Origin of the sequence: Enterobacter cloacae complex sp. P29RS, assembly GCF_014893445.1 — a bacterium.
GTDB lineage: Bacteria > Pseudomonadota > Gammaproteobacteria > Enterobacterales > Enterobacteriaceae > Enterobacter > Enterobacter intestinihominis.
On record NZ_JADBPZ010000037.1, the window covers coordinates 1 to 22,201 of the forward strand.

General features: G+C 54.6%; 19 protein-coding genes, 1 pseudogene and 1 riboswitch. Of the genes and pseudogenes, 10 read left to right on the forward strand and 10 right to left on the reverse strand.

Annotated elements, in window-relative coordinates:
- The 9 genes and pseudogenes from tuf to rpoC all read left to right on the forward strand — a co-directional run.
- Positions 1-153: pseudogene (tuf, locus tag IM282_RS21290) on the forward strand (elongation factor Tu); the annotation flags it as partial.
- Positions 154-380: 227 nt separating this feature from the next.
- Positions 381-764, forward strand: coding sequence for a preprotein translocase subunit SecE (gene secE, locus IM282_RS21295; protein WP_003862342.1), 384 nt, complete (start codon positions 381-383; stop codon positions 762-764).
- A gap of 1 nt (position 765) precedes the next feature.
- Positions 766-1,311 (forward strand): transcription termination/antitermination protein NusG, encoded by a 546-nt coding sequence (gene nusG, locus IM282_RS21300; protein WP_003862341.1) that lies wholly within the window; start codon positions 766-768, stop codon positions 1,309-1,311.
- A gap of 156 nt (positions 1,312-1,467) precedes the next feature.
- A complete protein-coding gene (gene rplK, locus IM282_RS21305; protein WP_003862340.1) occupies positions 1,468-1,896 on the forward strand; it encodes a 50S ribosomal protein L11 in 429 nt (142 codons plus the stop codon).
- A gap of 3 nt (positions 1,897-1,899) precedes the next feature.
- The gene (rplA, locus tag IM282_RS21310) at positions 1,900-2,604 is read left to right on the forward strand and encodes a 50S ribosomal protein L1 (protein ID WP_006810530.1); all 705 of its coding nucleotides are present in this window, start codon (positions 1,900-1,902) and stop codon (positions 2,602-2,604) included.
- Between the two features lie 289 nt (positions 2,605-2,893).
- Positions 2,894-3,391, forward strand: coding sequence for a 50S ribosomal protein L10 (gene rplJ, locus IM282_RS21315; protein ID WP_003862338.1), 498 nt, complete (start codon positions 2,894-2,896; stop codon positions 3,389-3,391).
- Positions 3,392-3,457: 66 nt separating this feature from the next.
- Entirely contained in the window at positions 3,458-3,823 is a 366-nt protein-coding gene (gene rplL, locus IM282_RS21320; RefSeq protein WP_002445276.1) for a 50S ribosomal protein L7/L12, read from the forward strand.
- Between the two features lie 319 nt (positions 3,824-4,142).
- Entirely contained in the window at positions 4,143-8,171 is a 4,029-nt protein-coding gene (gene rpoB, locus IM282_RS21325; protein ID WP_023299068.1) for a DNA-directed RNA polymerase subunit beta, read from the forward strand.
- Positions 8,172-8,247: 76 nt separating this feature from the next.
- Positions 8,248-12,471, forward strand: coding sequence for a DNA-directed RNA polymerase subunit beta' (rpoC, locus tag IM282_RS21330; RefSeq protein WP_023299069.1), 4,224 nt, complete (start codon positions 8,248-8,250; stop codon positions 12,469-12,471).
- Positions 12,472-12,529: 58 nt separating this feature from the next.
- Here rpoC and IM282_RS21335 read toward each other — a convergent pair whose 3' ends face one another.
- The 10 genes from IM282_RS21335 to IM282_RS21380 all read right to left on the reverse strand — a co-directional run bounded on the left by IM282_RS21335 (position 12,530) and on the right by IM282_RS21380 (position 21,315).
- The gene (locus IM282_RS21335; protein WP_003862327.1) at positions 12,530-12,847 is read right to left on the reverse strand and encodes a PTS lactose/cellobiose transporter subunit IIA; all 318 of its coding nucleotides are present in this window, start codon (positions 12,845-12,847) and stop codon (positions 12,530-12,532) included.
- Positions 12,847-13,155 (reverse strand): PTS sugar transporter subunit IIB, encoded by a 309-nt coding sequence (locus IM282_RS21340; protein WP_010425948.1) that lies wholly within the window; start codon positions 13,153-13,155, stop codon positions 12,847-12,849. The genes IM282_RS21335 and IM282_RS21340 overlap by 1 nt, the downstream gene beginning before the upstream one ends.
- A gap of 180 nt (positions 13,156-13,335) precedes the next feature.
- Positions 13,336-14,877, reverse strand: coding sequence for a sensor domain-containing diguanylate cyclase (locus IM282_RS21345; protein WP_126314461.1), 1,542 nt, complete (start codon positions 14,875-14,877; stop codon positions 13,336-13,338).
- Between the two features lie 333 nt (positions 14,878-15,210).
- Positions 15,211-16,344, reverse strand: a complete 1,134-nt coding sequence (thiH, locus tag IM282_RS21350) for a 2-iminoacetate synthase ThiH (protein ID WP_192970807.1) — start codon at positions 16,342-16,344, stop codon at positions 15,211-15,213.
- Positions 16,344-17,111, reverse strand: a complete 768-nt coding sequence (thiG, locus tag IM282_RS21355) for a thiazole synthase (RefSeq protein WP_023299071.1) — start codon at positions 17,109-17,111, stop codon at positions 16,344-16,346. Before thiG ends, thiH begins: the two co-directional genes overlap by 1 nt.
- 1 nt (position 17,112) lies before the next feature.
- Complete coding sequence (gene thiS, locus IM282_RS21360) at positions 17,113-17,313, reverse strand: sulfur carrier protein ThiS (RefSeq protein WP_032626499.1); 201 nt, start codon at positions 17,311-17,313, stop codon at positions 17,113-17,115.
- Positions 17,297-18,052, reverse strand: a complete 756-nt coding sequence (gene thiF, locus IM282_RS21365; RefSeq protein ID WP_023305245.1) for a thiazole biosynthesis adenylyltransferase ThiF — start codon at positions 18,050-18,052, stop codon at positions 17,297-17,299. Before thiF ends, thiS begins: the two co-directional genes overlap by 17 nt.
- Entirely contained in the window at positions 18,039-18,680 is a 642-nt protein-coding gene (gene thiE, locus IM282_RS21370; RefSeq protein WP_032626496.1) for a thiamine phosphate synthase, read from the reverse strand. The genes thiF and thiE overlap by 14 nt, the downstream gene beginning before the upstream one ends.
- Entirely contained in the window at positions 18,680-20,575 is a 1,896-nt protein-coding gene (thiC, locus tag IM282_RS21375; RefSeq protein WP_038415060.1) for a phosphomethylpyrimidine synthase ThiC, read from the reverse strand. Before thiC ends, thiE begins: the two co-directional genes overlap by 1 nt.
- Before the next feature lie 78 nt (positions 20,576-20,653).
- A riboswitch (TPP riboswitch) is annotated at positions 20,654-20,763 on the reverse strand.
- Positions 20,764-20,817: 54 nt separating this feature from the next.
- Entirely contained in the window at positions 20,818-21,315 is a 498-nt protein-coding gene (locus IM282_RS21380; protein WP_023299075.1) for an Rsd/AlgQ family anti-sigma factor, read from the reverse strand.
- 95 nt (positions 21,316-21,410) lie between these two features.
- Between IM282_RS21380 and nudC the strand changes: the two genes are divergently transcribed.
- On the forward strand, positions 21,411-22,184 hold the full coding sequence (gene nudC, locus IM282_RS21385) for an NAD(+) diphosphatase (protein ID WP_022646710.1): 774 nt from the start codon (positions 21,411-21,413) through the stop codon (positions 22,182-22,184).
- Positions 22,185-22,201 lie beyond the last annotated feature (17 nt).

Consider the following 22,201-nt stretch of genomic DNA (forward strand, 5'->3'; position numbering starts at 1 on the left):
CCAGAAGGCGTAGAGATGGTAATGCCAGGCGACAACATCAAGATGGTTGTGACTCTGATCCACCCAATCGCGATGGACGACGGTCTGCGTTTCGCAATCCGTGAAGGCGGCCGTACCGTTGGCGCGGGCGTTGTTGCTAAAGTTCTCGGCTAATCGCTGATAACATTTGACGCAATGCGCAATAAAAGGGCATCATTTGATGCCCTTTTTGCACGCTTTCACATCAGAACCTGGCTCATCAGTGATTAATTTTGTCATAATCATTGCTGAGACAGGCTCTGCGGAGAGCGTATAATACGAAAAGCGAATAGCATTTCGATTGGTTTGCCTCGCACTCGCGGGGTGAAAATGTTTGTAGAATACTTCTGACAGGTTGGTTTATGAGTGCGAATACCGAAGCTCAAGGGAGCGGGCGCGGCCTGGAAGCGATGAAATGGGTAGTTGTAGCCGTGCTGCTGATTGTGGCGATTGTCGGCAACTATCTTTATCGTGACATGATGCTGCCGCTACGCGCGCTTGCAGTGGTAATTCTGATTGCTGCGGCGGGTGGTGTCGCGCTGTTGACGACGAAAGGCAAAGCGACCGTTGCGTTTGCCCGCGAAGCGCGTACCGAAGTCCGCAAGGTCATTTGGCCGACTCGCCAGGAAACATTGCACACCACGCTGATTGTAGCGGCGGTAACCGCTGTAATGTCACTGATCCTGTGGGGACTGGATGGTATTCTGGTTCGCCTGGTATCCTTTATCACTGGCCTGAGGTTCTGAGATGTCTGAAGCCCCTAAAAAGCGCTGGTACGTCGTTCAGGCGTTTTCCGGTTTTGAAGGCCGCGTAGCTACGTCGCTGCGTGAGCATATCAAATTACACAATATGGAAGAGTTATTTGGCGAAGTTATGGTTCCGACCGAAGAAGTGGTTGAGATCCGTGGCGGCCAACGTCGCAAAAGCGAGCGTAAATTCTTCCCGGGTTACGTGCTGGTTCAGATGGTGATGAACGACGCGAGCTGGCACCTGGTGCGCAGCGTACCACGCGTGATGGGCTTTATCGGCGGCACATCTGACCGTCCGGCGCCAATCAGCGACAAAGAAGTTGATGCGATTATGAACCGCCTCCAGCAGGTGGGTGATAAACCGCGTCCGAAAACGCTGTTTGAACCGGGTGAGATGGTTCGTGTTAACGACGGTCCGTTTGCTGACTTTAATGGCGTCGTCGAAGAAGTGGACTACGAGAAGTCCCGCCTGAAAGTTTCCGTTTCTATCTTTGGTCGTGCGACCCCGGTAGAGCTGGACTTTGCTCAGGTAGAAAAAGCCTAAGCAGCGATCAAAAAAGCGACGATTTAATCGTTGCACAGGGCGCGAGATTGGAATACAATTTCGCGCCTTTTGTTTTTATGGGTTCCGACCCGTAAAACGAATTTTATTCACGGGGAGCCTCTCCGAGGCGTTATTACCCAATCAGAGGATTTTAGAATGGCTAAGAAAGTACAAGCCTACGTCAAGCTGCAGGTTGCAGCAGGTATGGCGAACCCAAGTCCACCAGTTGGTCCAGCTCTGGGTCAGCAGGGTGTGAACATCATGGAATTCTGTAAAGCGTTCAACGCCAAAACTGAATCCATGGAAAAAGGTCTGCCAATCCCAGTTGTAATCACTGTTTACGCTGACCGTTCTTTCACTTTCGTTACCAAAACCCCTCCAGCAGCAGTTCTGCTGAAGAAAGCAGCGGGCATCAAGTCTGGTTCCGGTAAGCCGAACAAAGACAAAGTGGGTAAAATTTCCCGCGCTCAGCTGCAGGAAATCGCGCAGACCAAAGCTGCCGACATGACTGGTTCCGACATTGAAGCGATGACTCGCTCCATTGAAGGTACTGCACGTTCCATGGGCCTGGTAGTGGAGGACTAAGAAATGGCTAAACTGACCAAGCGCATGTCCGTGATCCGTGACAAAGTTGATGCGACCAAACAGTACGACATCAACGAAGCTATCGCTCTGCTGAAAGAACTGGCAACTGCTAAGTTCGTTGAAAGCGTTGACGTTGCCGTTAACCTGGGCATCGACGCTCGTAAATCCGATCAGAACGTTCGTGGCGCAACTGTACTGCCACACGGTACTGGCCGTTCCGTACGCGTAGCTGTATTTGCTCAGGGTGCAAACGCTGAAGCGGCTAAAGCTGCCGGCGCTGAACTGGTAGGTATGGAAGATCTGGCTGATCAGATCAAGAAAGGCGAAATGAACTTTGACGTTGTTATTGCTTCTCCAGATGCAATGCGCGTTGTTGGCCAGCTGGGCCAGGTTCTGGGTCCACGCGGCCTGATGCCAAACCCGAAAGTGGGTACTGTAACTCCTAACGTTGCTGAAGCGGTTAAGAACGCTAAAGCAGGTCAGGTTCGTTACCGTAACGACAAAAACGGCATCATCCACACCACCATCGGTAAAGTGGACTTTGACGCTGACAAACTGAAAGAAAACCTGGAAGCTCTGCTGGTTGCGCTGAAAAAAGCTAAACCAACTCAGGCGAAAGGCGTGTACATCAAGAAAGTTAGCATCTCCACCACCATGGGTGCAGGTGTTGCAGTTGACCAGGCTGGCCTGAGCGCTGCTGCAAACTAATGCCTTTACGTGGGCGGTGATTTTGTCTACAATCTTACCCCCACGTTTGCTAACAAAAGTTAGCGGCTAAAAGAATTGTTCGTTGGAGCCTGGCCTATCCAGGCCTCCGTCGAAGACCGCAGGTGTTTCGCAAGAAACTTAATCCCCTGCGTAGACGGTGACAGAACGCTAAGATTATTTTAAATACTCTGGCTTGTTTCTGCTCACCGTATTAAGACGCTCTTCCCGTTGGGTCGAGTGAAGTGAGTTCCGGAACATGAGTTCCGGCAAACATCCAGGAGCAAAGCTAATGGCTTTAAATCTTCAAGACAAACAAGCGATTGTTGCTGAAGTCAGCGAAGTAGCCAAAGGCGCGCTGTCTGCAGTAGTTGCGGATTCCCGTGGCGTTACTGTAGACAAAATGACTGAACTGCGTAAAGCAGGTCGTGAAGCTGGCGTATACATGCGTGTTGTTCGTAACACCCTGCTGCGTCGCGTAGTTGAAGGTACTCAGTTCGAGTGCCTGAAAGACACGTTTGTTGGTCCGACCCTGATTGCATACTCTATGGAACACCCGGGCGCTGCTGCTCGTCTGTTCAAAGAGTTCGCGAAAGCGAATGCAAAATTTGAGGTCAAAGCTGCAGCCTTTGAAGGTGAGTTGATCCCGGCATCGCAAATCGATCGCCTGGCCACCCTGCCGACCTACGAAGAAGCAATTGCACGCCTGATGGCAACCATGAAAGAAGCTGCGGCTGGCAAACTGGTTCGCACTCTGGCTGCTGTACGCGATGCGAAAGAAGCTGCTTAATCGCAGTTATCTTTATAAAGCATTTGCTTACGTATAAACTTATTCTGATTTTCAGGAACAATTTAAATGTCTATCACTAAAGATCAAATCATTGAAGCAGTAGCAGCTATGTCCGTAATGGACGTTGTAGAGCTGGTTTCTGCAATGGAAGAAAAATTCGGTGTTTCTGCTGCTGCTGCTGTAGCTGTAGCTGCGGGCCCGGCTGAAGCTGCTGAAGAAAAAACTGAATTCGACGTAATTCTGAAAGCTGCTGGCGCGAACAAAGTTGCTGTAATCAAAGCAGTACGTGGCGCAACTGGCCTGGGTCTGAAAGAAGCTAAAGACCTGGTAGAATCTGCTCCAGCTGCGCTGAAAGAAGGCGTGAGCAAAGACGACGCAGAAGCACTGAAAAAATCTCTGGAAGAAGCTGGCGCTGAAGTTGAAGTTAAATAAGCCAACTTTTCTGGTTGCAGCCTAAGTAATTAGGCTGATGGCTGGTGACTTTTTAGTCACCAGCCTTTTTGCGCTGTAAGGCATCAGCAGCATTTCACACTGTTTGACTGCTGGTTGTCCTGACAATGCTTGTTTCTATCGACGACTTAATATACTGCGACAGGGTGCTCGCTCTGTGTAAATCGCAATGAAATGGTTTAAGCGTGATAGCAACAGGTATTGCGGAAAGTATTCAATTTTCCGGTCCACAAAATGGTGTTGCACAAACTGTCCCTTCGTCGGACAGATGGGTCGACTTGTCAGCGAGCTGAGGAACCCTATGGTTTACTCCTATACCGAGAAAAAACGTATTCGTAAGGATTTTGGTAAACGTCCACAAGTTCTGGACATTCCATATCTCCTTTCTATCCAGCTTGACTCGTTCCAGAAGTTTATCGAGCAAGATCCTGAAGGGCAGTACGGCCTGGAAGCAGCCTTCCGTTCCGTGTTCCCGATTCAGAGCTACAGCGGTAATTCCGAGCTGCAGTACGTCAGCTACCGCCTTGGCGAACCGGTGTTTGACGTTCAGGAATGTCAGATCCGTGGCGTGACCTATTCCGCACCGCTGCGCGTAAAACTGCGTCTGGTGATCTACGAGCGCGAAGCGCCGGAAGGCACCGTAAAAGACATTAAAGAACAAGAAGTCTACATGGGTGAAATTCCACTCATGACGGACAACGGTACTTTCGTTATCAACGGTACTGAGCGTGTTATCGTTTCCCAGCTGCACCGTAGCCCGGGCGTCTTCTTCGACAGCGATAAAGGTAAAACGCACTCTTCCGGTAAAGTACTGTATAACGCACGCATCATTCCTTACCGTGGTTCATGGCTGGACTTCGAATTCGATCCAAAAGACAACCTGTTTGTCCGTATCGACCGTCGTCGTAAGCTGCCTGCAACCATCATTCTGCGTGCACTGAACTATACCACTGAGCAGATCCTGGACCTGTTCTTTGAGAAAGTGATCTTTGAAATCCGCGACAACAAGTTGCAGATGGAGTTGGTGCCGGAACGTCTGCGTGGTGAGACCGCGTCGTTCGACATCGAAGCCGACGGCAAAGTTTATGTGGAAAAAGGTCGCCGTATCACCGCGCGCCACATCCGCCAGCTGGAAAAAGATGATATCAAACACATCGAAGTTCCGGTTGAATACATTGCAGGAAAAGTAGCCGCGAAAGATTACGTTGATGAATCAACTGGCGAGCTGATCTGCCCGGCGAACATGGAGCTGAGCCTGGATCTGCTGGCTAAGCTGAGCCAGTCTGGCCACAAACGTATCGAAACGCTGTTCACCAACGATCTGGACCACGGTCCGTACATCTCTGAGACTGTACGCGTCGACCCAACCAACGATCGTCTGAGCGCGCTGGTTGAAATCTACCGCATGATGCGTCCTGGTGAGCCACCAACTCGCGAAGCGGCTGAAAGCCTGTTCGAGAACCTGTTCTTCTCCGAAGACCGCTACGATCTGTCCGCGGTAGGTCGTATGAAGTTCAACCGTTCTCTGCTGCGCGACGAGATCGAAGGTTCCGGTATCCTGAGCAAAGACGACATCATTGAAGTGATGAAGAAGCTCATCGATATCCGTAACGGTAAAGGCGAAGTGGACGATATCGACCACCTCGGCAACCGTCGTATCCGCTCCGTAGGCGAAATGGCGGAAAACCAGTTCCGCGTTGGCCTGGTTCGTGTAGAGCGTGCGGTGAAAGAGCGTCTGTCTCTGGGCGATCTGGATACCCTGATGCCTCAGGATATGATCAACGCCAAGCCGATTTCTGCGGCAGTGAAAGAGTTCTTCGGTTCCAGCCAGCTGTCTCAGTTCATGGACCAGAACAACCCGCTGTCTGAGATCACGCACAAACGTCGTATCTCTGCACTCGGCCCAGGCGGTCTGACCCGTGAACGTGCAGGCTTTGAAGTTCGAGACGTACACCCGACTCACTACGGTCGCGTATGTCCAATCGAAACGCCTGAAGGTCCAAACATCGGTCTGATCAACTCCCTGTCCGTGTACGCACAGACAAACGAATACGGTTTCCTTGAGACCCCGTATCGTAAAGTGACCGACGGTGTGGTTACCGACGAAATTCATTACCTGTCTGCTATCGAAGAAGGCAACTACGTTATCGCTCAGGCGAACTCCAACCTGGATGACGAAGGCCACTTTGTAGAAGATCTGGTTACCTGCCGTAGCAAAGGCGAATCCAGCCTGTTCAGCCGCGACCAGGTTGACTACATGGACGTATCCACCCAACAGGTGGTATCCGTCGGTGCGTCCCTGATCCCGTTCCTGGAACACGATGACGCCAACCGTGCATTGATGGGTGCGAACATGCAACGTCAGGCCGTTCCAACTCTGCGTGCTGATAAGCCGCTGGTTGGTACCGGTATGGAACGTGCTGTTGCCGTTGACTCCGGTGTTACAGCAGTTGCTAAGCGTGGCGGTACCGTTCAGTACGTTGACGCATCCCGTATCGTTATCAAAGTTAACGAAGACGAGATGTATCCGGGCGAAGCGGGCATCGACATCTACAACCTGACCAAATACACCCGTTCTAACCAGAACACCTGTATCAACCAGATGCCTTGCGTATCTCTGGGTGAGCCAGTTGAGCGCGGCGACGTGCTGGCAGACGGTCCGTCCACCGACCTCGGTGAACTGGCGCTCGGTCAGAACATGCGCGTAGCGTTCATGCCGTGGAACGGTTACAACTTCGAAGACTCCATCCTCGTCTCCGAGCGTGTGGTTCAGGAAGATCGTTTCACCACCATCCACATTCAGGAACTGGCCTGTGTGTCCCGTGACACCAAGCTGGGGCCAGAAGAGATCACTGCCGACATCCCTAACGTGGGTGAAGCTGCGCTCTCCAAACTGGATGAATCCGGTATTGTTTACATCGGTGCGGAAGTGACCGGCGGCGACATTCTGGTTGGTAAGGTTACACCGAAAGGCGAAACCCAGCTGACGCCAGAAGAGAAACTGCTGCGTGCTATCTTCGGTGAGAAAGCGTCTGACGTTAAAGACTCTTCTCTGCGCGTACCAAACGGTGTTTCCGGTACGGTTATCGACGTTCAGGTCTTCACTCGTGACGGCGTTGAGAAAGATAAGCGTGCGCTGGAAATCGAAGAGATGCAGCTCAAACAGGCTAAGAAAGACCTGTCTGAAGAACTGCAAATCCTCGAAGCGGGTCTGTTCAGCCGTATCTATGCGGTGCTGGTTGCCGGTGGCGTTGAAGCTGAGAAGCTCGACAAACTGCCACGCGATCGCTGGCTGGAGCTGGGCCTGACCGACGAAGAGAAACAGAATCAGCTGGAACAGCTGGCTGAGCAGTATGACGAACTGAAACACGAGTTCGAGAAAAAACTCGAAGCGAAACGCCGCAAAATCACTCAGGGCGACGATCTGGCACCAGGCGTGCTGAAGATTGTTAAGGTGTATCTGGCTGTTAAACGTCAGATCCAGCCTGGTGACAAGATGGCAGGTCGTCACGGTAACAAGGGTGTTATCTCTAAGATCAACCCGATCGAAGATATGCCGCACGATGCTAACGGTACGCCGGTAGATATCGTACTGAACCCACTGGGTGTACCGTCTCGTATGAACATCGGTCAGATCCTGGAAACCCACCTGGGTATGGCTGCGAAAGGTATCGGCGACAAGATTAACGCCATGCTGAAGCAGCAGGAAGAAGTCGCGAAACTGCGCGAGTTCATCCAGCGTGCCTACGATCTGGGTACCGACGTGCGTCAGAAAGTCGACCTGAACACCTTCAGCGATGATGAAGTTCTGCGTCTGGCGGAAAACCTGCGTAAGGGTATGCCAATTGCAACGCCGGTATTCGACGGTGCAAAAGAAGCTGAAATTAAAGAGCTGCTGCAACTGGGTGGTCTGCCAACGTCTGGTCAGATTACGCTGTTTGACGGCCGTACCGGTGAACAGTTCGAGCGTCCGGTAACCGTAGGTTACATGTACATGCTGAAACTGAACCACCTGGTCGACGACAAGATGCACGCTCGTTCTACCGGTTCTTACAGCCTGGTTACTCAGCAGCCGCTGGGTGGTAAGGCTCAGTTCGGTGGTCAGCGCTTCGGGGAGATGGAAGTGTGGGCGCTGGAAGCATACGGCGCAGCATACACCCTGCAGGAAATGCTCACCGTTAAGTCTGATGACGTGAATGGTCGTACTAAGATGTATAAGAACATCGTAGACGGCAACCATCAGATGGAACCGGGCATGCCAGAATCCTTCAACGTACTGTTGAAAGAGATTCGTTCGCTGGGTATCAACATCGAACTGGAAGACGAGTAATTCTCGCTCAAACAGGTCACTGGTGTCGGGTTAACCCCCGACACCAGATTGTGCTAACTCCGACGGGAGCAAATCCGTGAAAGATTTATTAAAGTTTCTGAAAGCGCAGACTAAAACCGAAGAGTTTGATGCGATCAAAATTGCTCTGGCTTCGCCAGACATGATCCGTTCATGGTCTTTTGGTGAAGTTAAAAAGCCGGAAACCATCAACTACCGTACGTTCAAACCTGAGCGTGACGGCCTTTTCTGTGCGCGTATTTTCGGGCCAGTAAAAGACTACGAGTGCCTGTGCGGTAAGTACAAGCGCCTGAAACACCGTGGTGTGATCTGTGAGAAGTGCGGCGTTGAAGTGACCCAGACCAAAGTACGCCGTGAGCGTATGGGCCACATTGAGCTGGCGTCTCCAACTGCTCACATCTGGTTCCTGAAATCTCTGCCGTCCCGTATCGGCCTGCTGCTGGATATGCCGCTGCGCGATATCGAACGTGTTCTGTACTTCGAATCTTATGTTGTGATCGAAGGCGGGATGACGAATCTGGAACGTAACCAGATCCTGACCGAAGAACAGTATCTGGACGCGCTGGAAGAGTTCGGTGACGAATTCGACGCGAAGATGGGTGCGGAAGCTATCCAGGCCCTGCTGAAGAGCATGGATCTGGAGCAAGAGTGTGAAACTCTGCGCGAAGAGCTGAACGAAACCAACTCCGAAACCAAGCGTAAAAAGCTGACCAAGCGTATCAAACTGCTGGAAGCGTTCGTACAGTCTGGTAACAAACCAGAGTGGATGATCCTGACCGTTCTGCCGGTTCTGCCGCCAGATCTGCGTCCGCTGGTTCCGCTGGATGGTGGTCGTTTCGCAACGTCGGATCTGAACGATCTGTACCGTCGCGTGATCAACCGTAACAACCGTCTGAAACGTCTGCTGGATCTGGCTGCGCCGGACATCATCGTACGCAACGAAAAACGTATGCTGCAGGAAGCGGTAGATGCCCTGCTGGATAACGGTCGTCGCGGTCGTGCGATCACCGGTTCTAACAAACGTCCTCTGAAATCTTTGGCCGACATGATCAAAGGTAAGCAGGGTCGTTTCCGTCAGAACCTGCTCGGTAAGCGTGTTGACTACTCCGGTCGTTCTGTAATCACCGTAGGTCCATACCTGCGTCTGCATCAGTGCGGTCTGCCTAAGAAAATGGCTCTGGAGCTGTTCAAACCGTTCATCTACGGCAAGCTGGAACTGCGTGGCCTGGCCACCACCATCAAAGCCGCTAAGAAAATGGTTGAGCGTGAAGAAGCTGTCGTTTGGGATATCCTGGACGAAGTGATCCGCGAACACCCGGTACTGCTGAACCGTGCACCAACTCTGCACCGTTTGGGTATCCAGGCATTTGAGCCAGTCCTGATCGAAGGTAAAGCGATCCAGCTGCACCCGCTGGTTTGTGCGGCCTATAACGCCGACTTCGATGGTGACCAGATGGCTGTTCACGTACCGCTGACGCTGGAAGCCCAGCTCGAAGCGCGTGCGCTGATGATGTCTACCAACAACATCCTGTCTCCAGCGAACGGTGAACCTATCATCGTTCCTTCTCAGGACGTTGTATTGGGTCTGTACTATATGACCCGTGACTGTGTTAACGCCAAAGGCGAAGGCATGGTGCTGACTGGCCCGAAAGAAGCTGAGCGTATTTATCGCGCTGGCCTGGCCTCTCTGCATGCGCGCGTTAAAGTGCGTATCACCGAATACGAAAAAGATGAAAACGGCGAATTCGTGGCGATTACCAGCCTGAAAGACACGACCGTTGGCCGTGCGATTCTGTGGATGATCGTACCGAAAGGTCTGCCTTTCTCCATCGTCAACCAGGCGCTGGGCAAGAAAGCGATCTCCAAAATGCTGAACACCTGTTACCGCATTCTGGGCCTGAAGCCGACCGTTATCTTCGCTGACCAGACAATGTACACCGGCTTTGCTTATGCAGCGCGTTCAGGTGCATCTGTTGGTATCGATGACATGGTCATCCCAGAGAAGAAACACGAGATCATCTCTGAAGCGGAAGCTGAAGTTGCTGAGATCCAGGAGCAGTTCCAGTCTGGTCTGGTAACCGCAGGCGAACGTTACAACAAAGTTATCGATATCTGGGCTGCGGCGAACGATCGTGTATCCAAAGCGATGATGGATAACCTGCAAACCGAAACCGTGATTAACCGTGACGGCGTAGAAGAGCAGCAGGTCTCCTTCAACAGCATCTACATGATGGCCGACTCCGGTGCGCGTGGTTCTGCGGCACAGATTCGTCAGCTGGCAGGTATGCGTGGTCTGATGGCGAAGCCAGATGGCTCCATCATCGAAACGCCAATCACCGCGAACTTCCGTGAAGGTCTGAACGTACTCCAGTACTTCATCTCCACGCACGGTGCGCGTAAAGGTCTGGCGGATACCGCACTGAAAACGGCGAACTCCGGTTATCTGACGCGTCGTCTGGTTGACGTTGCGCAGGATCTGGTCGTCACCGAAGACGATTGTGGCACCCTCGAAGGTATCACCATGACCCCGGTTATCGAGGGTGGTGATGTTAAAGAGCCGCTGCGCGATCGCGTACTGGGTCGTGTGACCGCGGAAGACATCCTGAAGCCGGGCACCGCAGACATTCTGGTTCCACGCAACACTCTGCTGCACGAACAGTGGTGTGACCTGCTGGAAGCGAACTCTGTTGACTCTGTGAAAGTGCGTTCCGTTGTATCCTGTGACACCGACTTTGGTGTGTGTGCGCACTGCTACGGTCGTGACCTGGCGCGTGGCCACATCATCAACAAAGGTGAGGCTATCGGCGTTATCGCGGCACAGTCCATCGGTGAGCCGGGTACACAGCTGACGATGCGTACGTTCCACATCGGTGGTGCGGCATCTCGTGCGGCTGCTGAATCCAGCATCCAGGTGAAAAACAAAGGTAGCATCAAGCTCAGCAACGCGAAGTCTGTTGTTAACTCCGCAGGCAAGCTGGTTGTGACTTCTCGTAACACCGAGCTGAAGCTGATCGACGAATTCGGTCGTACCAAAGAGAGCTATAAAGTGCCTTACGGTGCGGTTATGGCGAAAGGTGATGGCGAGCAGGTTGCCGGCGGCGAAACCGTAGCAAACTGGGATCCACACACCATGCCGGTTATCACCGAAGTAAGTGGTTTCATCCGCTTCACTGACATGATCGACGGCCAGACCATTACTCGTCAGACCGACGAGCTGACCGGTCTGTCTTCTCTGGTGGTTCTGGATTCTGCTGAACGTACTACCGGTGGTAAAGATCTGCGTCCTGCACTGAAAATCGTTGATGCTCAGGGTAACGACGTTCTGATCCCTGGCACCGATATGCCTGCGCAGTACTTCCTGCCGGGTAAAGCGATTGTACAGCTGGAAGATGGCGTACAGATCAGCTCTGGTGACACCCTGGCGCGTATTCCTCAGGAATCCGGCGGTACCAAGGACATCACCGGTGGTCTGCCACGCGTTGCGGACCTGTTCGAAGCACGTCGTCCGAAAGAGCCTGCTATCCTGGCCGAAATCAGCGGTATCATCTCCTTCGGTAAAGAGACCAAAGGTAAGCGCCGTCTGGTTATCACGCCAGTAGATGGCAGCGAGCCGTACGAAGAGATGATTCCTAAGTGGCGTCAGCTCAACGTGTTCGAAGGTGAACGCGTGGAACGTGGTGACGTGGTCTCCGATGGTCCAGAAGCGCCGCACGACATCCTGCGTCTGCGTGGTGTGCATGCTGTTACTCGTTACATTGTTAACGAAGTACAGGACGTATACCGTCTGCAGGGCGTTAAGATTAACGATAAGCACATCGAAGTTATCGTTCGTCAGATGCTGCGTAAAGCAACCATCGAAAACGCGGGCAGCTCCGACTTCCTGGAAGGCGAGCAGGTTGAATACTCACGCGTTAAGATCGCTAACCGCGATCTGGAAGCGAACGGCAAAATCGGTGCGACCTTTGCACGCGATCTGCTGGGTATCACCAAAGCGTCTCTGGCAACCGAGTCCTTCATCTCTGCTGCATCGTTCCAGGAAACCACTCGTGTCCTGACCGAAGCGGCTGTTGCAGGTAAACGTGATGAACTGCGCGGTCTGAAAGAGAACGTTATCGTGGGTCGTCTGATCCCGGCCGGTACCGGTTATGCGTACCACCAGGATCGTATGCGTCGTCGCGCAGCGGGCGAACTGCCAGCTGCACCGCAGGTGACTGCCGAAGATGCATCCGCGAGCCTTGCAGAACTGCTGAACGCAGGTCTGGGCGGTTCCGACAACGAGTAATCGTTGATGCCGTAAATAAAAAACCCGCCTCGGCGGGTTTTTTTACGTCTGTATGTCTTCAATTCACTAACGGGATGCGTCGATAAAGCTCAATCATATCGCCCGCCAGATCCTGAATGACCATCGCGTTCATCAGGTGATCCTGAGAGTGAACGGTGATCAGGTTAACCGGAAGTTTACCTGTCCCTTCATCAAGACCGATGAGCTGCGTCTGGATAGTATGCGCATGTTTCACATATTCACGCGACTCTTCCATCGCTTTCTCGGCTTCGTCAAAGTCACCTTTTCGCGCCATCTGCAACGCTGTCAGGGCCGCACTGCGCGCCGCACCTGCATTGACCAGTAGCTCCATGATTGTAGTTTCTAAGTCTTCCATTATGACTCCAGCAGCTTGAGCGCTTTTTCCAGTACGGCATCACCTTTCATCATGCCGTAATCCATCATGTCGATAACCGCGACCTTTTTTCCGAGCGGATCGGCCTGCGCCTGGAGTTTTGCCTGTTCGTATTTAACCTGTGGCCCCAGTAATACGATATCAGCCGTCGCGATGTTATCTTTAAACTCCGCGACCGGAACGGCTTTAATGGTTACTTCGACTCCTTTTTTCTGCGCGGCATCTTTCATACGTTGAACCAGCATGCTGGTTGACATTCCCGCTGCACAGCATAAAACGATGTTCTTCATAGTCAGCCTCGATCTACATGTGTTTATTGATAATTATCCCGCGCAGACCGCTTCAACAACCGCTTTACCGCGATTGTGTGTCAGGCATCACAAAGAAATCGGCATTTTTCTGAAACCGGTTACAATTTTATACATGAAAGCATTCTGCCCGTCTTAACGGGCGGAATTTCAGGAAGGGTATTATCGGCTGGCCGTGCTTACGATGCGGTTTTTACCCTGTTGTTTAGCGGTATACAGCGCTTCATCTACGCTGCCGATAAATTGTTCCAGCGGTTCGAAGTGCCACTCTCCCACCCCCGCGCTGAAGGTTACTCGCAGGTTCTCTTCCCGCCAGGTCCGTTTTTCCACGGCGGTGCGCCAGGCTTCCAGTAGCGCGTGCGCGGAGTTCATCAGCTCGGCCGGGAAAATCACCCCGAACTCTTCCCCACCGTAGCGGTAAACGGAAACGTGGTGCGGCTGCATGATCTGAATACCTTCGCGCGCCACGCTGCGCAGAACAATATCCCCGCTCAGGTGGCCCCAGGTGTCGTTAATAGATTTGAAGTTATCGATATCGACCAGCGCCAGAACGAAGGGTTGATGAGCGGTCAGCAGCTCATCAACATCGTTGTCGAAAGCACGGCGGTTCTTGCAGCCTGTCAGCGCATCATGGGTGGCCTGACGGACATAGGCCATCTCACGTTCCTTATTGGTTCGAATGGTATGGCTGAGCATCGCCTCAAGACGTGGCGCCTGATTGACGTCTCCGGTTTTGATGGCGTTGATAATGTTCATCAGCACAGAACGCGAGGCATGGCGCAGATAGAGCCCGAACAGAATGATGATGATTGCCGCCAGCGCAAATCCCCAGCCGACGACGGTGGTTTCATGCCGGGTGATGACGGAAAGCGTGGCATCGGAGACCCGATAAATCACAAACCAGTCCGGATTGGTGAACGAGTAGTAGTAATACCAGGTTTTACTTTTGGGGTCGAAAAGATGCCCTTCGCCGCTGGTCATTTTGTCCATCAGCGCTTCGCTTACGTACTGCTTAAAGAGCGCACCCGTGTCCGGATGCAGCACAACGGCGCCGTCACGTTCCACGACAAAAAACTCACCCTGAACCGGTGCCACCATCTGGCGCAAGGTATACCCCATGGAGGTTAAATCAAGATGGAAAGCGAGCGTGCCCTTCAGACGGCCTTCCGGTGAAATGACCGGTTTATAGAGGGTGACCGTAGGATGTTGGGTGAAATAGTCCAGATAGGGGCGGGTGTAGTGAGGAAAGTTGCTGGCTTCCGCTTGCCCGATAAACCATGGGCGTGTTCGTGCGTCGAACGACCTACTCTTCTCCGTTGGCAGTACTTCCGGCGCGCGCAGATGGTTCCCTTCGGTGTCCGCCAGAGAGATAGACGACACCGTCGGCATCAGATTCTGCAAATGCATTAACATCTGCAAACCCTGTGCTGGATCGATATTTATCGTCTGATTCACTCTGTCGTCACGGGCGTAGTACATCGCAGCGCGACCAAGAATATAGTCGTTTTCTCGCAGGATGGATTCGGTATAGTTCACCGCCAGATTATGGGTGAAGTTACCATTAATTTTATGATAATCCTCAATAAAATCCTTCCGTTGTGAAAGGATGACCAGGATCGCGATTATCGCGAAACTGAACAGAATCCCCGCGAAGCTGACCATAATTGGTCGGGTGAAAGAGAGCTTTTTACTGTGGAGTGCCATGAGTTGTGCATCAATCCAGATGGTAGACGCGTTGCGTCTGTCGATATCCTCAGCATAGTCGCTGTCAGATTGCTGGTAGTAAATTATACAGAAAGCGATTTCCGACGGGTTGATTTATCTTAAGAGTAGATAAGAAACGACGTATTTATTTTATCAATTGAAATTTTGTTTAAGGGGCGGAGGGCAGGGCGAAACGAGGAAGAAGCATTTTCACCCTGGTCAGCGTCCGTTGCTGACGTGGTTAATCCTAATAAAACCGGGCAGATCTCCTCAATCGCCCGGCGTTGATCTTACGAGCCGTCTCGTAACCTTTCCGCGTTGTTGCAGGCGGTTTCAGCGCAAATGCGAAGCTCTTCCCAGCCAGCTGTCCCAGTCTTTCCACACGGGCTGTAGCCCCTGTGCAGTCAGGGCTTCCGCCACCGCGTCGGGCCGTCGTCCGTCGTGCGGTGCAAACTGTTCCAGTTCTGGGCGTTCGTCCGCGTAACCGCCCGGCTGCGTTTTGGAAAAGGCGCTGACGTTGTTGATCGCCAGAGGGATCGCGCGGTCGCGAAACGCGGGGGATTCACGCGTGGAGAGCGACAATTCCACTTCCGGCGCGAACAGGCGAAATGCGCACAGGGTTTGCACCAGCTGGCGCTCATCCATCAGCGAGGCGGGTTCAATGCCTCCCGTACACGGACGCAGCCGTGGGAATGAGATGGAATAGCGGCTTTGCCAGTAGTACTGCTGTAGCCACAGCAGATGCTCCGCCACCATATAGCAGTCAACCCGCCAGCTGTCGGACAGACCGATAAGCGCGCCCAGCCCAATTTTATCGATACCGGCGCGCCCCAGCCTGTCCGGCGTTTCCAGCCGGAAGATGAAATCCTGCTTCTTCCCTTTCAGGTGATGTCGGGCATAGGTCGCCTCATGGTAGGTTTCCTGATAAACCATTACGCCGTCCAGCCCGAGGGTTTTCAGTTCCGCATATTCCTCTTGCGACAGAGGCTGCACTTCCATTTGCAATGAGGCAAATTCGCGGCGGATGGCCGGAAGATGCTGGCGAAAATAGTCCATCCCCACTTTGCCCTGATGTTCACCCGTCACCAGTAAGAGATGTTCAAAACCCATCTCACGAATAGCCGCACACTCGCGGGCGATCTCATGCTCATCCAGCGTTTTACGCTTAATGCGGTTGCTCATTGAGAAGCCACAGTAGGTGCAGTCGTTGGCGCACAGGTTAGAGAGATAAAGCGGCACGTAAAAGCTCACCGTGTTGCCAAAGCGCTGGCGGGTAAGGCGTTGCGCGCGCTGCGCCATCGGTTCAAGGTATGCGCTGGCTGCCGGAGAAAGCAGGGCCATCAAATCCTCGCGGGTCACATGCCGGGCTGTTAATGCCCGCTCTACGTCCGCAGAGGTTTTACTGTTGATGCGTAAGGCAATATCGTCCCAGTTAAGCTGACGCCAGCGATCGGTAAAGGTAGCCATCAGAGTGCCTCCAGAAAACCGGTCAGCGGGCTGGTGGCCTGCGCCTGAAAGCTGCGCGAGCCGGGGCCGGACTGTCGTGCCAGCAGACCGGACTCCACGGCAAGGCGGAACGCACGCGCCATCATCACCGGGTCGTCGGCCACCGCAATCGCGGTATTGACCAGCACCGCATCGGCCCCCATCTCCAGCGCCTGCGCGGCGTGACTGGGTACGCCGATGCCCGCATCCACCACCACGGGCACGGTCGCCTGCTCGATGATGATCTCCAGCATCGCGCGGGTCTCCAGTCCCTGGTTGGAGCCAATGGGCGCCCCTAACGGCATCACGGCCGCGCAGCCGACCTCTTCCAGACGCTTACACAGCACGGGATCGGCACCACAGTAGGGCAGAACGGTGAATCCCTGCTGCACCAGCGTCTCTGCCGCTTTCAGGGTTTCGATCGGATCGGGCAACAGCCAGCGGGCGTCCGGATGAATTTCCAGCTTCAGCCAGCAGGTGCCGAGGGCTTCCCGGGCCAGATGCGCAGCGAAAATTGCTTCCTCGGCCGTTTTCGCACCGGAGGTATTGGGTAAGAGCGTCACGCCTGCCTCCAGTAACGGCGCAAGTATGGCATCGTTGTGCTGACGCAGATCCACGCGCTTCATCGCCAGCGTCACCAGCTGGCTGCCGCTTTCACGAATAGCATCCACCATTAGCTGCGGGGAGGCGAATTTTCCGGTTCCGGTAAACAGATGTGAATCAAAGACTTTGTCGGCAATACGTAACATCTCAGCCCCCTGCGATAACCTGAAACAGCAGGATCTGGTCGCCTTCAATGACCTGCTGATGTTCCCACCGCTCGCGCGGCAGGATCTGTTGATTGAGCGCCAGCGCCGTTCCCGGCTTCAGCTGGCGCAGCGTGTCGAGCAGGGCGGCAACGGTGAGATCGTCGTCGCACGTCATCGGCTCATCGTTAAACAGAATGCGCATCGCGGCCTCCGCATACCGGGCAGCGATTGGCGCGGTTTAACGCCAGATGGCGCCAGCCGCTGGAACGGGCGTCGAACAGCCGGAGCGTGTTGCGCTCTGTTTCCATGCCGCTGAGCAACTTGATGGCTTCCAGCGCCTGAAGGGTACCCATCACGCCCACCACCGGCCCAAGAATGCCAGCCGTGCGGCAGTTACGCTCCGGTTCAGCCTCGTCCGGCCACAGGCAGCGGTAGCAGCCCTGCGCCCACGGCGGCGTAAGCACCATTATCTGCCCGCCGAAACCGACCGCGCTGGCGGTGATCAGCGGCGTGTTCTGTGCAACACAGGCCGCATTAATGGCCTGACGCGTTGCCATATTGTCCGTGCAGTCCAGCACCACGTCGGCAAGGGCAACTTCGCGTTGCAGATCTTCTCCGCTCAGCCGCGTCTGGAGCGCCACCAGTTCAATATCGGGGTTAAGCTGGTTCAGCCGCTTGCGCGTAACCTGTGCTTTAGGCTGGTTAACATCTTCTGTCGTGAAGAGGATTTGCCGTTGCAGGTTGCTGAGGTGTACCTCATCGTCATCGGCCAGTACCAGCGTTCCCGCGCCCGCCCCGGCCAGATACAGCGCGGCGGGCGCGCCCAAGCCACCCAAACCGACAATCAGTACCCGGCTGGCGAGCAGCTTTTGCTGCCCGTCAATGGCGATATCCTCCAGCAGGATCTGGCGGCTGTAGCGCATAAAATCACGATCTTTCATCGCCTGCTCCTGCCAGTTGTAAAAGCCGTGCGGTGGCGGTCTGCCAGTCTGCGGCCTGGGTGATAGCGCTGACGACGGCGATACTGCCGACGCCGGTTTCCAGCACGGCGGGCGCACGTTCAAGGCTGATTCCGCCGATGGCGACGGTGGGGTAATCGGCAAGGCGCTTAACGTGGGCTGCCAGCTGAGCCAAACCCTGTGGGGCAGACGGCATCTGTTTGGTTTGCGTCGGGAAAACGTGGCCGAGGGCGATGTAGGAGGGGCGGGCCGCCAGCGCCACGTCGATCTCCATATCATCGTGGGTGGAAACGCCCAGCCGCAGACCGGCGTCACGGATTGCGTTGAGATCGGTCGTTTCCAGATCTTCCTGTCCCAGATGCACGCCGTACGCCTGGTGTTTAACCGCCAGCCGCCAGTAGTCGTTGATAAACAGGCGGGCGTGGTAGCGACGTCCCAGCGCGATAGCGGCGGCCACATCGGCCTCCACCTCTTCGTCGCGTTTATCCTTGATGCGCAGCTGGAGGGTGCGAACGCCTGCCTCCAGCAAGCGCTCTATCCACGCCACGCTGTCCACCACCGGGTAAAGCCCTAAGCGGAAGGGGACAGGTGGGAAATCGGGCTGGTACATTACGCCTCCTCCTTTTTGAGGTAGATTTCGCCGCCTTTGGCGCGGAAGGTTTCGGACATGTCTGCCATGCCGACTTCAATGGTCTGCGCGGCGGCGTAGTCGCGCACCTCCTGGCTGATTTTCATCGAGCAGAACTTCGGCCCACACATGGAGCAGAAGTGCGCGACTTTGCCCGATTCCTGCGGCAGGGTTTCGTCGTGGTAGGCGCGGGCGGTGAACGGATCCAGCGCCAGGTTGAACTGGTCTTCCCAGCGGAATTCAAAGCGCGCTTTGGACATGGCGTTGTCGCGAATTTGCGCGCCCGGATGGCCTTTCGCCAGATCCGCCGCGTGGGCGGCAATTTTGTAGGTGATCAGCCCCTGCTTCACGTCCTCTTTGTTTGGCAGCCCGAGGTGCTCTTTCGGCGTCACGTAGCAGAGCATGGCGCAGCCGAACCAGCCGATCATCGCCGCGCCGATCCCGGAAGTGAAGTGGTCATAGCCCGGCGCAATATCGGTGGTCAACGGCCCCAGGGTGTAGAACGGTGCTTCGTGGCAGTGCTCCAGCTCCTCGGTCATGTTGCGGCGGATCATCTGCATCGGCACATGGCCCGGGCCTTCAATCATCACCTGCACATCGTACTCCCAGGCGATTTTGGTCAGCTCGCCCAGCGTGTGCAGCTCGGCAAACTGCGCCTCGTCGTTCGCGTCACGGATGGAGCCAGGACGCAGGCCGTCGCCCAGCGACAGAGAAACGTCATAAGCGGCGCAGATCTCGCAGATTTCGCGGAAGTGCTCGTAGAGGAAGTTTTCCTGATGATGGGAAAGGCACCATTTCGCCATAATCGAACCGCCGCGTGAGACGATACCGGTCAGACGCTTCGCGGTCATCGGCACGTAGCGCAGCAGCACGCCCGCGTGAATGGTGAAGTAGTCTACGCCCTGTTCCGCCTGCTCCAGCAGCGTGTCGCGGAACGCTTCCCAGGTGAGGTTTTCGGCGATACCGTTTACCTTCTCCAGCGCCTGATAAATCGGGACGGTGCCAATCGGCACCGGGCTGTTACGCAGGATCCATTCGCGGGTTTCGTGAATGTAACGGCCGGTGGAGAGGTCCATCACCGTGTCCGCGCCCCAGCGCGTTGACCAGACCAGCTTTTCCACCTCTTCTTCGATGGAAGAGGTGACGGCAGAGTTGCCGATGTTGGCGTTGACCTTCACCAGGAAGTTGCGGCCGATAATCATCGGCTCGGATTCCGGATGGTTGATGTTGGCGGGAATAATCGCGCGCCCGGCGGCTACTTCATCACGCACGAATTCCGGCGTGATGTTCTCCGGCAGGCGAGCGCCAAACCCTTCACCCGGATGCTGGTGGCGCAGCACTTCGCTGCGAATGCGCTCGCGGCCCATGTTTTCGCGGATGGCGATGAACTCCATCTCCGGCGTGACGATACCCTGTCGCGCGTAGTGCAGTTGGGTTACGCATTTGCCCGCTTTAGCGCGTTTCGGCGTCAGCAGGCCAGTAAAGCGCAGCTCGTCCAGACCGTCGTCGGCCAGGCGCGCGTTGGTGTACGCCGAGCTGCGCACGCTCAGTTCTTCGCAGTCGTTACGGGCATCAACCCACGGCTGGCGAAGCTTTGCCAGACCCTGCTGTACGTTGATAGCAACATCAGGATCGCCGTACGGGCCGGAGGTGTCATACACCGGCACGGCTTCGTTGTCTTCAAACTGCGGGTGCTCTTTGCTGCCGCCGATAAGCGTCGGGCTGAGCTGGATTTCGCGCATCGGCACGCGGATATCGGCCTGTGAACCGGTGATGTAGATGCGCGTTGAGTTCGGGAAAGCGGTGCCTTCCAGGGTGTCGATGAAGCGTTGTGCGTGTTCGCGCTGTTCGCGGCGGGTCAGTTTTGTTGTAGACATAGCTCATTCCAGATGTGAAGGACATGGCTTGTCAGACGACGGATGAAGCAAGAGAAGATCGCCCGAGGACGATACAACAGCAGTGTGACTCTTGTTCCCTTCGCAGGTATTAACCTGATCAGGTTCCGCGGATCCCGAATTAACGGTCTCAGCCCGTGCTTTCACACTGGGCACTCCGACAAGAAAAATCCCCCTCCGCAGAGGGGCGAATGGTTGTAAATTACTCGTTAACGATTAAGAACTCAAGCAGGGCGCGCAACGTTATCGCTGGTGCTGATAGTCAGGTTGTTGTCCAGCACGAGGGCGATGAGCTTGTCTTCCAGCGTGAATCGCTCTTCCAGTGCTTCGCCAAGGTCGGAAAGCGCCTGCTGAAACTCAAGATAGTTATCGTGATCGATAGCGTTCTCAAGCGTGGAATCGTAGTAGTCCATGATCTGCTGGGTGTTGGCTTCCAGCAGCGGACAGAGTTTGCTGGCCGCTAAATACGGCGTTGTCCCTTCCATTTCGCGGATAATGCGTTCATAAAGGTTGAAATGGCCGTCGGAGAGGTAGTCGACCAGGCTCTGACAAAAGTCGTCCAGCGCTTTTTCATTGAGTCGCATAAAGGATTCTTTGCCAGGCTTAAGACCAACCAGATTGTAATACGCCACAAGGAGATGCTTGCGCACATGTAGCCAGCGATCCACCAGGGTGTTACTTCCTCCAACGCGCTCAGTCAGGCTTTCCAGCTGGTTTAACATGGTCGACTCCATAAGGTTTAAAATGGGATCTGCTTATCCAAAATGTAACCACAATGCTAACAACATGTCAGTGAAGCGAAGGTAGTGCAATAGATATGGATCGTATTATTGAAAAATCAGATCTGGGTTGGTGGATCGTCAGCCACGAACAAAAATTATGGCTGCCCTCAGGAGAGTTGCCCTACGGTGCCGCGGAAACGTTCGATCTGGTGGGCCAGTCCGCGCTGAAGATCGGCGAGTGGCAGGGCGATCCCGTGTGGTTGATCCAACAGGCGCGCCGTCAGGATATGGGATCCGTACGTCAGGTGCTGGATCTGGACGTCGGCCTGTTCCAGCTGGCGGGGCGCGGCGTACAGCTGGCGGAGTTTTACCGCTCGCACAAATACTGCGGTTACTGCGGCCACACCATGCACCCGAGCAAAACCGAATGGGCGCTGCTCTGCGGCCACTGCCGTGAACGTTACTACCCGCAAATCGCACCGTGCATCATTGTCGCCATCCGCCGTGATGATTCCATCCTGCTGGCGCAGCATACCCGCCATCGCAACGGCATTCACACCGTCCTCGCCGGGTTCGTGGAAGTCGGCGAAACGCTGGAACAGGCGGTGGCGCGCGAGGTGATGGAGGAGAGCGGCATTAAGGTGAAAAACCTGCGCTATGTGACGTCGCAGCCGTGGCCGTTCCCGATGTCCCTGATGACCGCGTTTATGGCGGAATACGACAGCGGCGAGATTGTTATCGATCAGAAAGAGCTGCTGGAGGCGAACTGGTATCGCTACGACGATTTACCGCTGCTGCCCCCGCCGGGAACGGTGGCGCGTCGCCTGATAGAAGATACCGTGGCAATGTGTCGGGCCGAGTATGAGTAGTGTTACACTGACGGACT

Coding starts and splice junctions, on each gene's coding strand:
- secE (WP_003862342.1), top strand. CDS start 381: ATGAGTGCGAATACCGAAGCTCAAGGGAGCGGGCGCGGCCTGGAAGCG.
- nusG (WP_003862341.1), top strand. CDS start 766: ATGTCTGAAGCCCCTAAAAAGCGCTGGTACGTCGTTCAGGCGTTTTCC.
- rplK (WP_003862340.1), top strand. CDS start 1,468: ATGGCTAAGAAAGTACAAGCCTACGTCAAGCTGCAGGTTGCAGCAGGT.
- rplA (WP_006810530.1), top strand. CDS start 1,900: ATGGCTAAACTGACCAAGCGCATGTCCGTGATCCGTGACAAAGTTGAT.
- rplJ (WP_003862338.1), top strand. CDS start 2,894: ATGGCTTTAAATCTTCAAGACAAACAAGCGATTGTTGCTGAAGTCAGC.
- rplL (WP_002445276.1), top strand. CDS start 3,458: ATGTCTATCACTAAAGATCAAATCATTGAAGCAGTAGCAGCTATGTCC.
- rpoB (WP_023299068.1), top strand. CDS start 4,143: ATGGTTTACTCCTATACCGAGAAAAAACGTATTCGTAAGGATTTTGGT.
- IM282_RS21335 (WP_003862327.1), bottom strand. CDS start 12,847: ATGGAAGACTTAGAAACTACAATCATGGAGCTACTGGTCAATGCAGGT.
- IM282_RS21340 (WP_010425948.1), bottom strand. CDS start 13,155: ATGAAGAACATCGTTTTATGCTGTGCAGCGGGAATGTCAACCAGCATG.
- IM282_RS21345 (WP_126314461.1), bottom strand. CDS start 14,877: ATGGCACTCCACAGTAAAAAGCTCTCTTTCACCCGACCAATTATGGTC.
- thiH (WP_192970807.1), bottom strand. CDS start 16,344: ATGGCTACCTTTACCGATCGCTGGCGTCAGCTTAACTGGGACGATATT.
- thiG (WP_023299071.1), bottom strand. CDS start 17,111: ATGTTACGTATTGCCGACAAAGTCTTTGATTCACATCTGTTTACCGGA.
- thiS (WP_032626499.1), bottom strand. CDS start 17,313: ATGCGCATTCTGTTTAACGATGAGCCGATGACGTGCGACGACGATCTC.
- thiF (WP_023305245.1), bottom strand. CDS start 18,052: ATGAAAGATCGTGATTTTATGCGCTACAGCCGCCAGATCCTGCTGGAG.
- thiE (WP_032626496.1), bottom strand. CDS start 18,680: ATGTACCAGCCCGATTTCCCACCTGTCCCCTTCCGCTTAGGGCTTTAC.
- thiC (WP_038415060.1), bottom strand. CDS start 20,575: ATGTCTACAACAAAACTGACCCGCCGCGAACAGCGCGAACACGCACAA.
- IM282_RS21380 (WP_023299075.1), bottom strand. CDS start 21,315: ATGTTAAACCAGCTGGAAAGCCTGACTGAGCGCGTTGGAGGAAGTAAC.
- nudC (WP_022646710.1), top strand. CDS start 21,411: ATGGATCGTATTATTGAAAAATCAGATCTGGGTTGGTGGATCGTCAGC.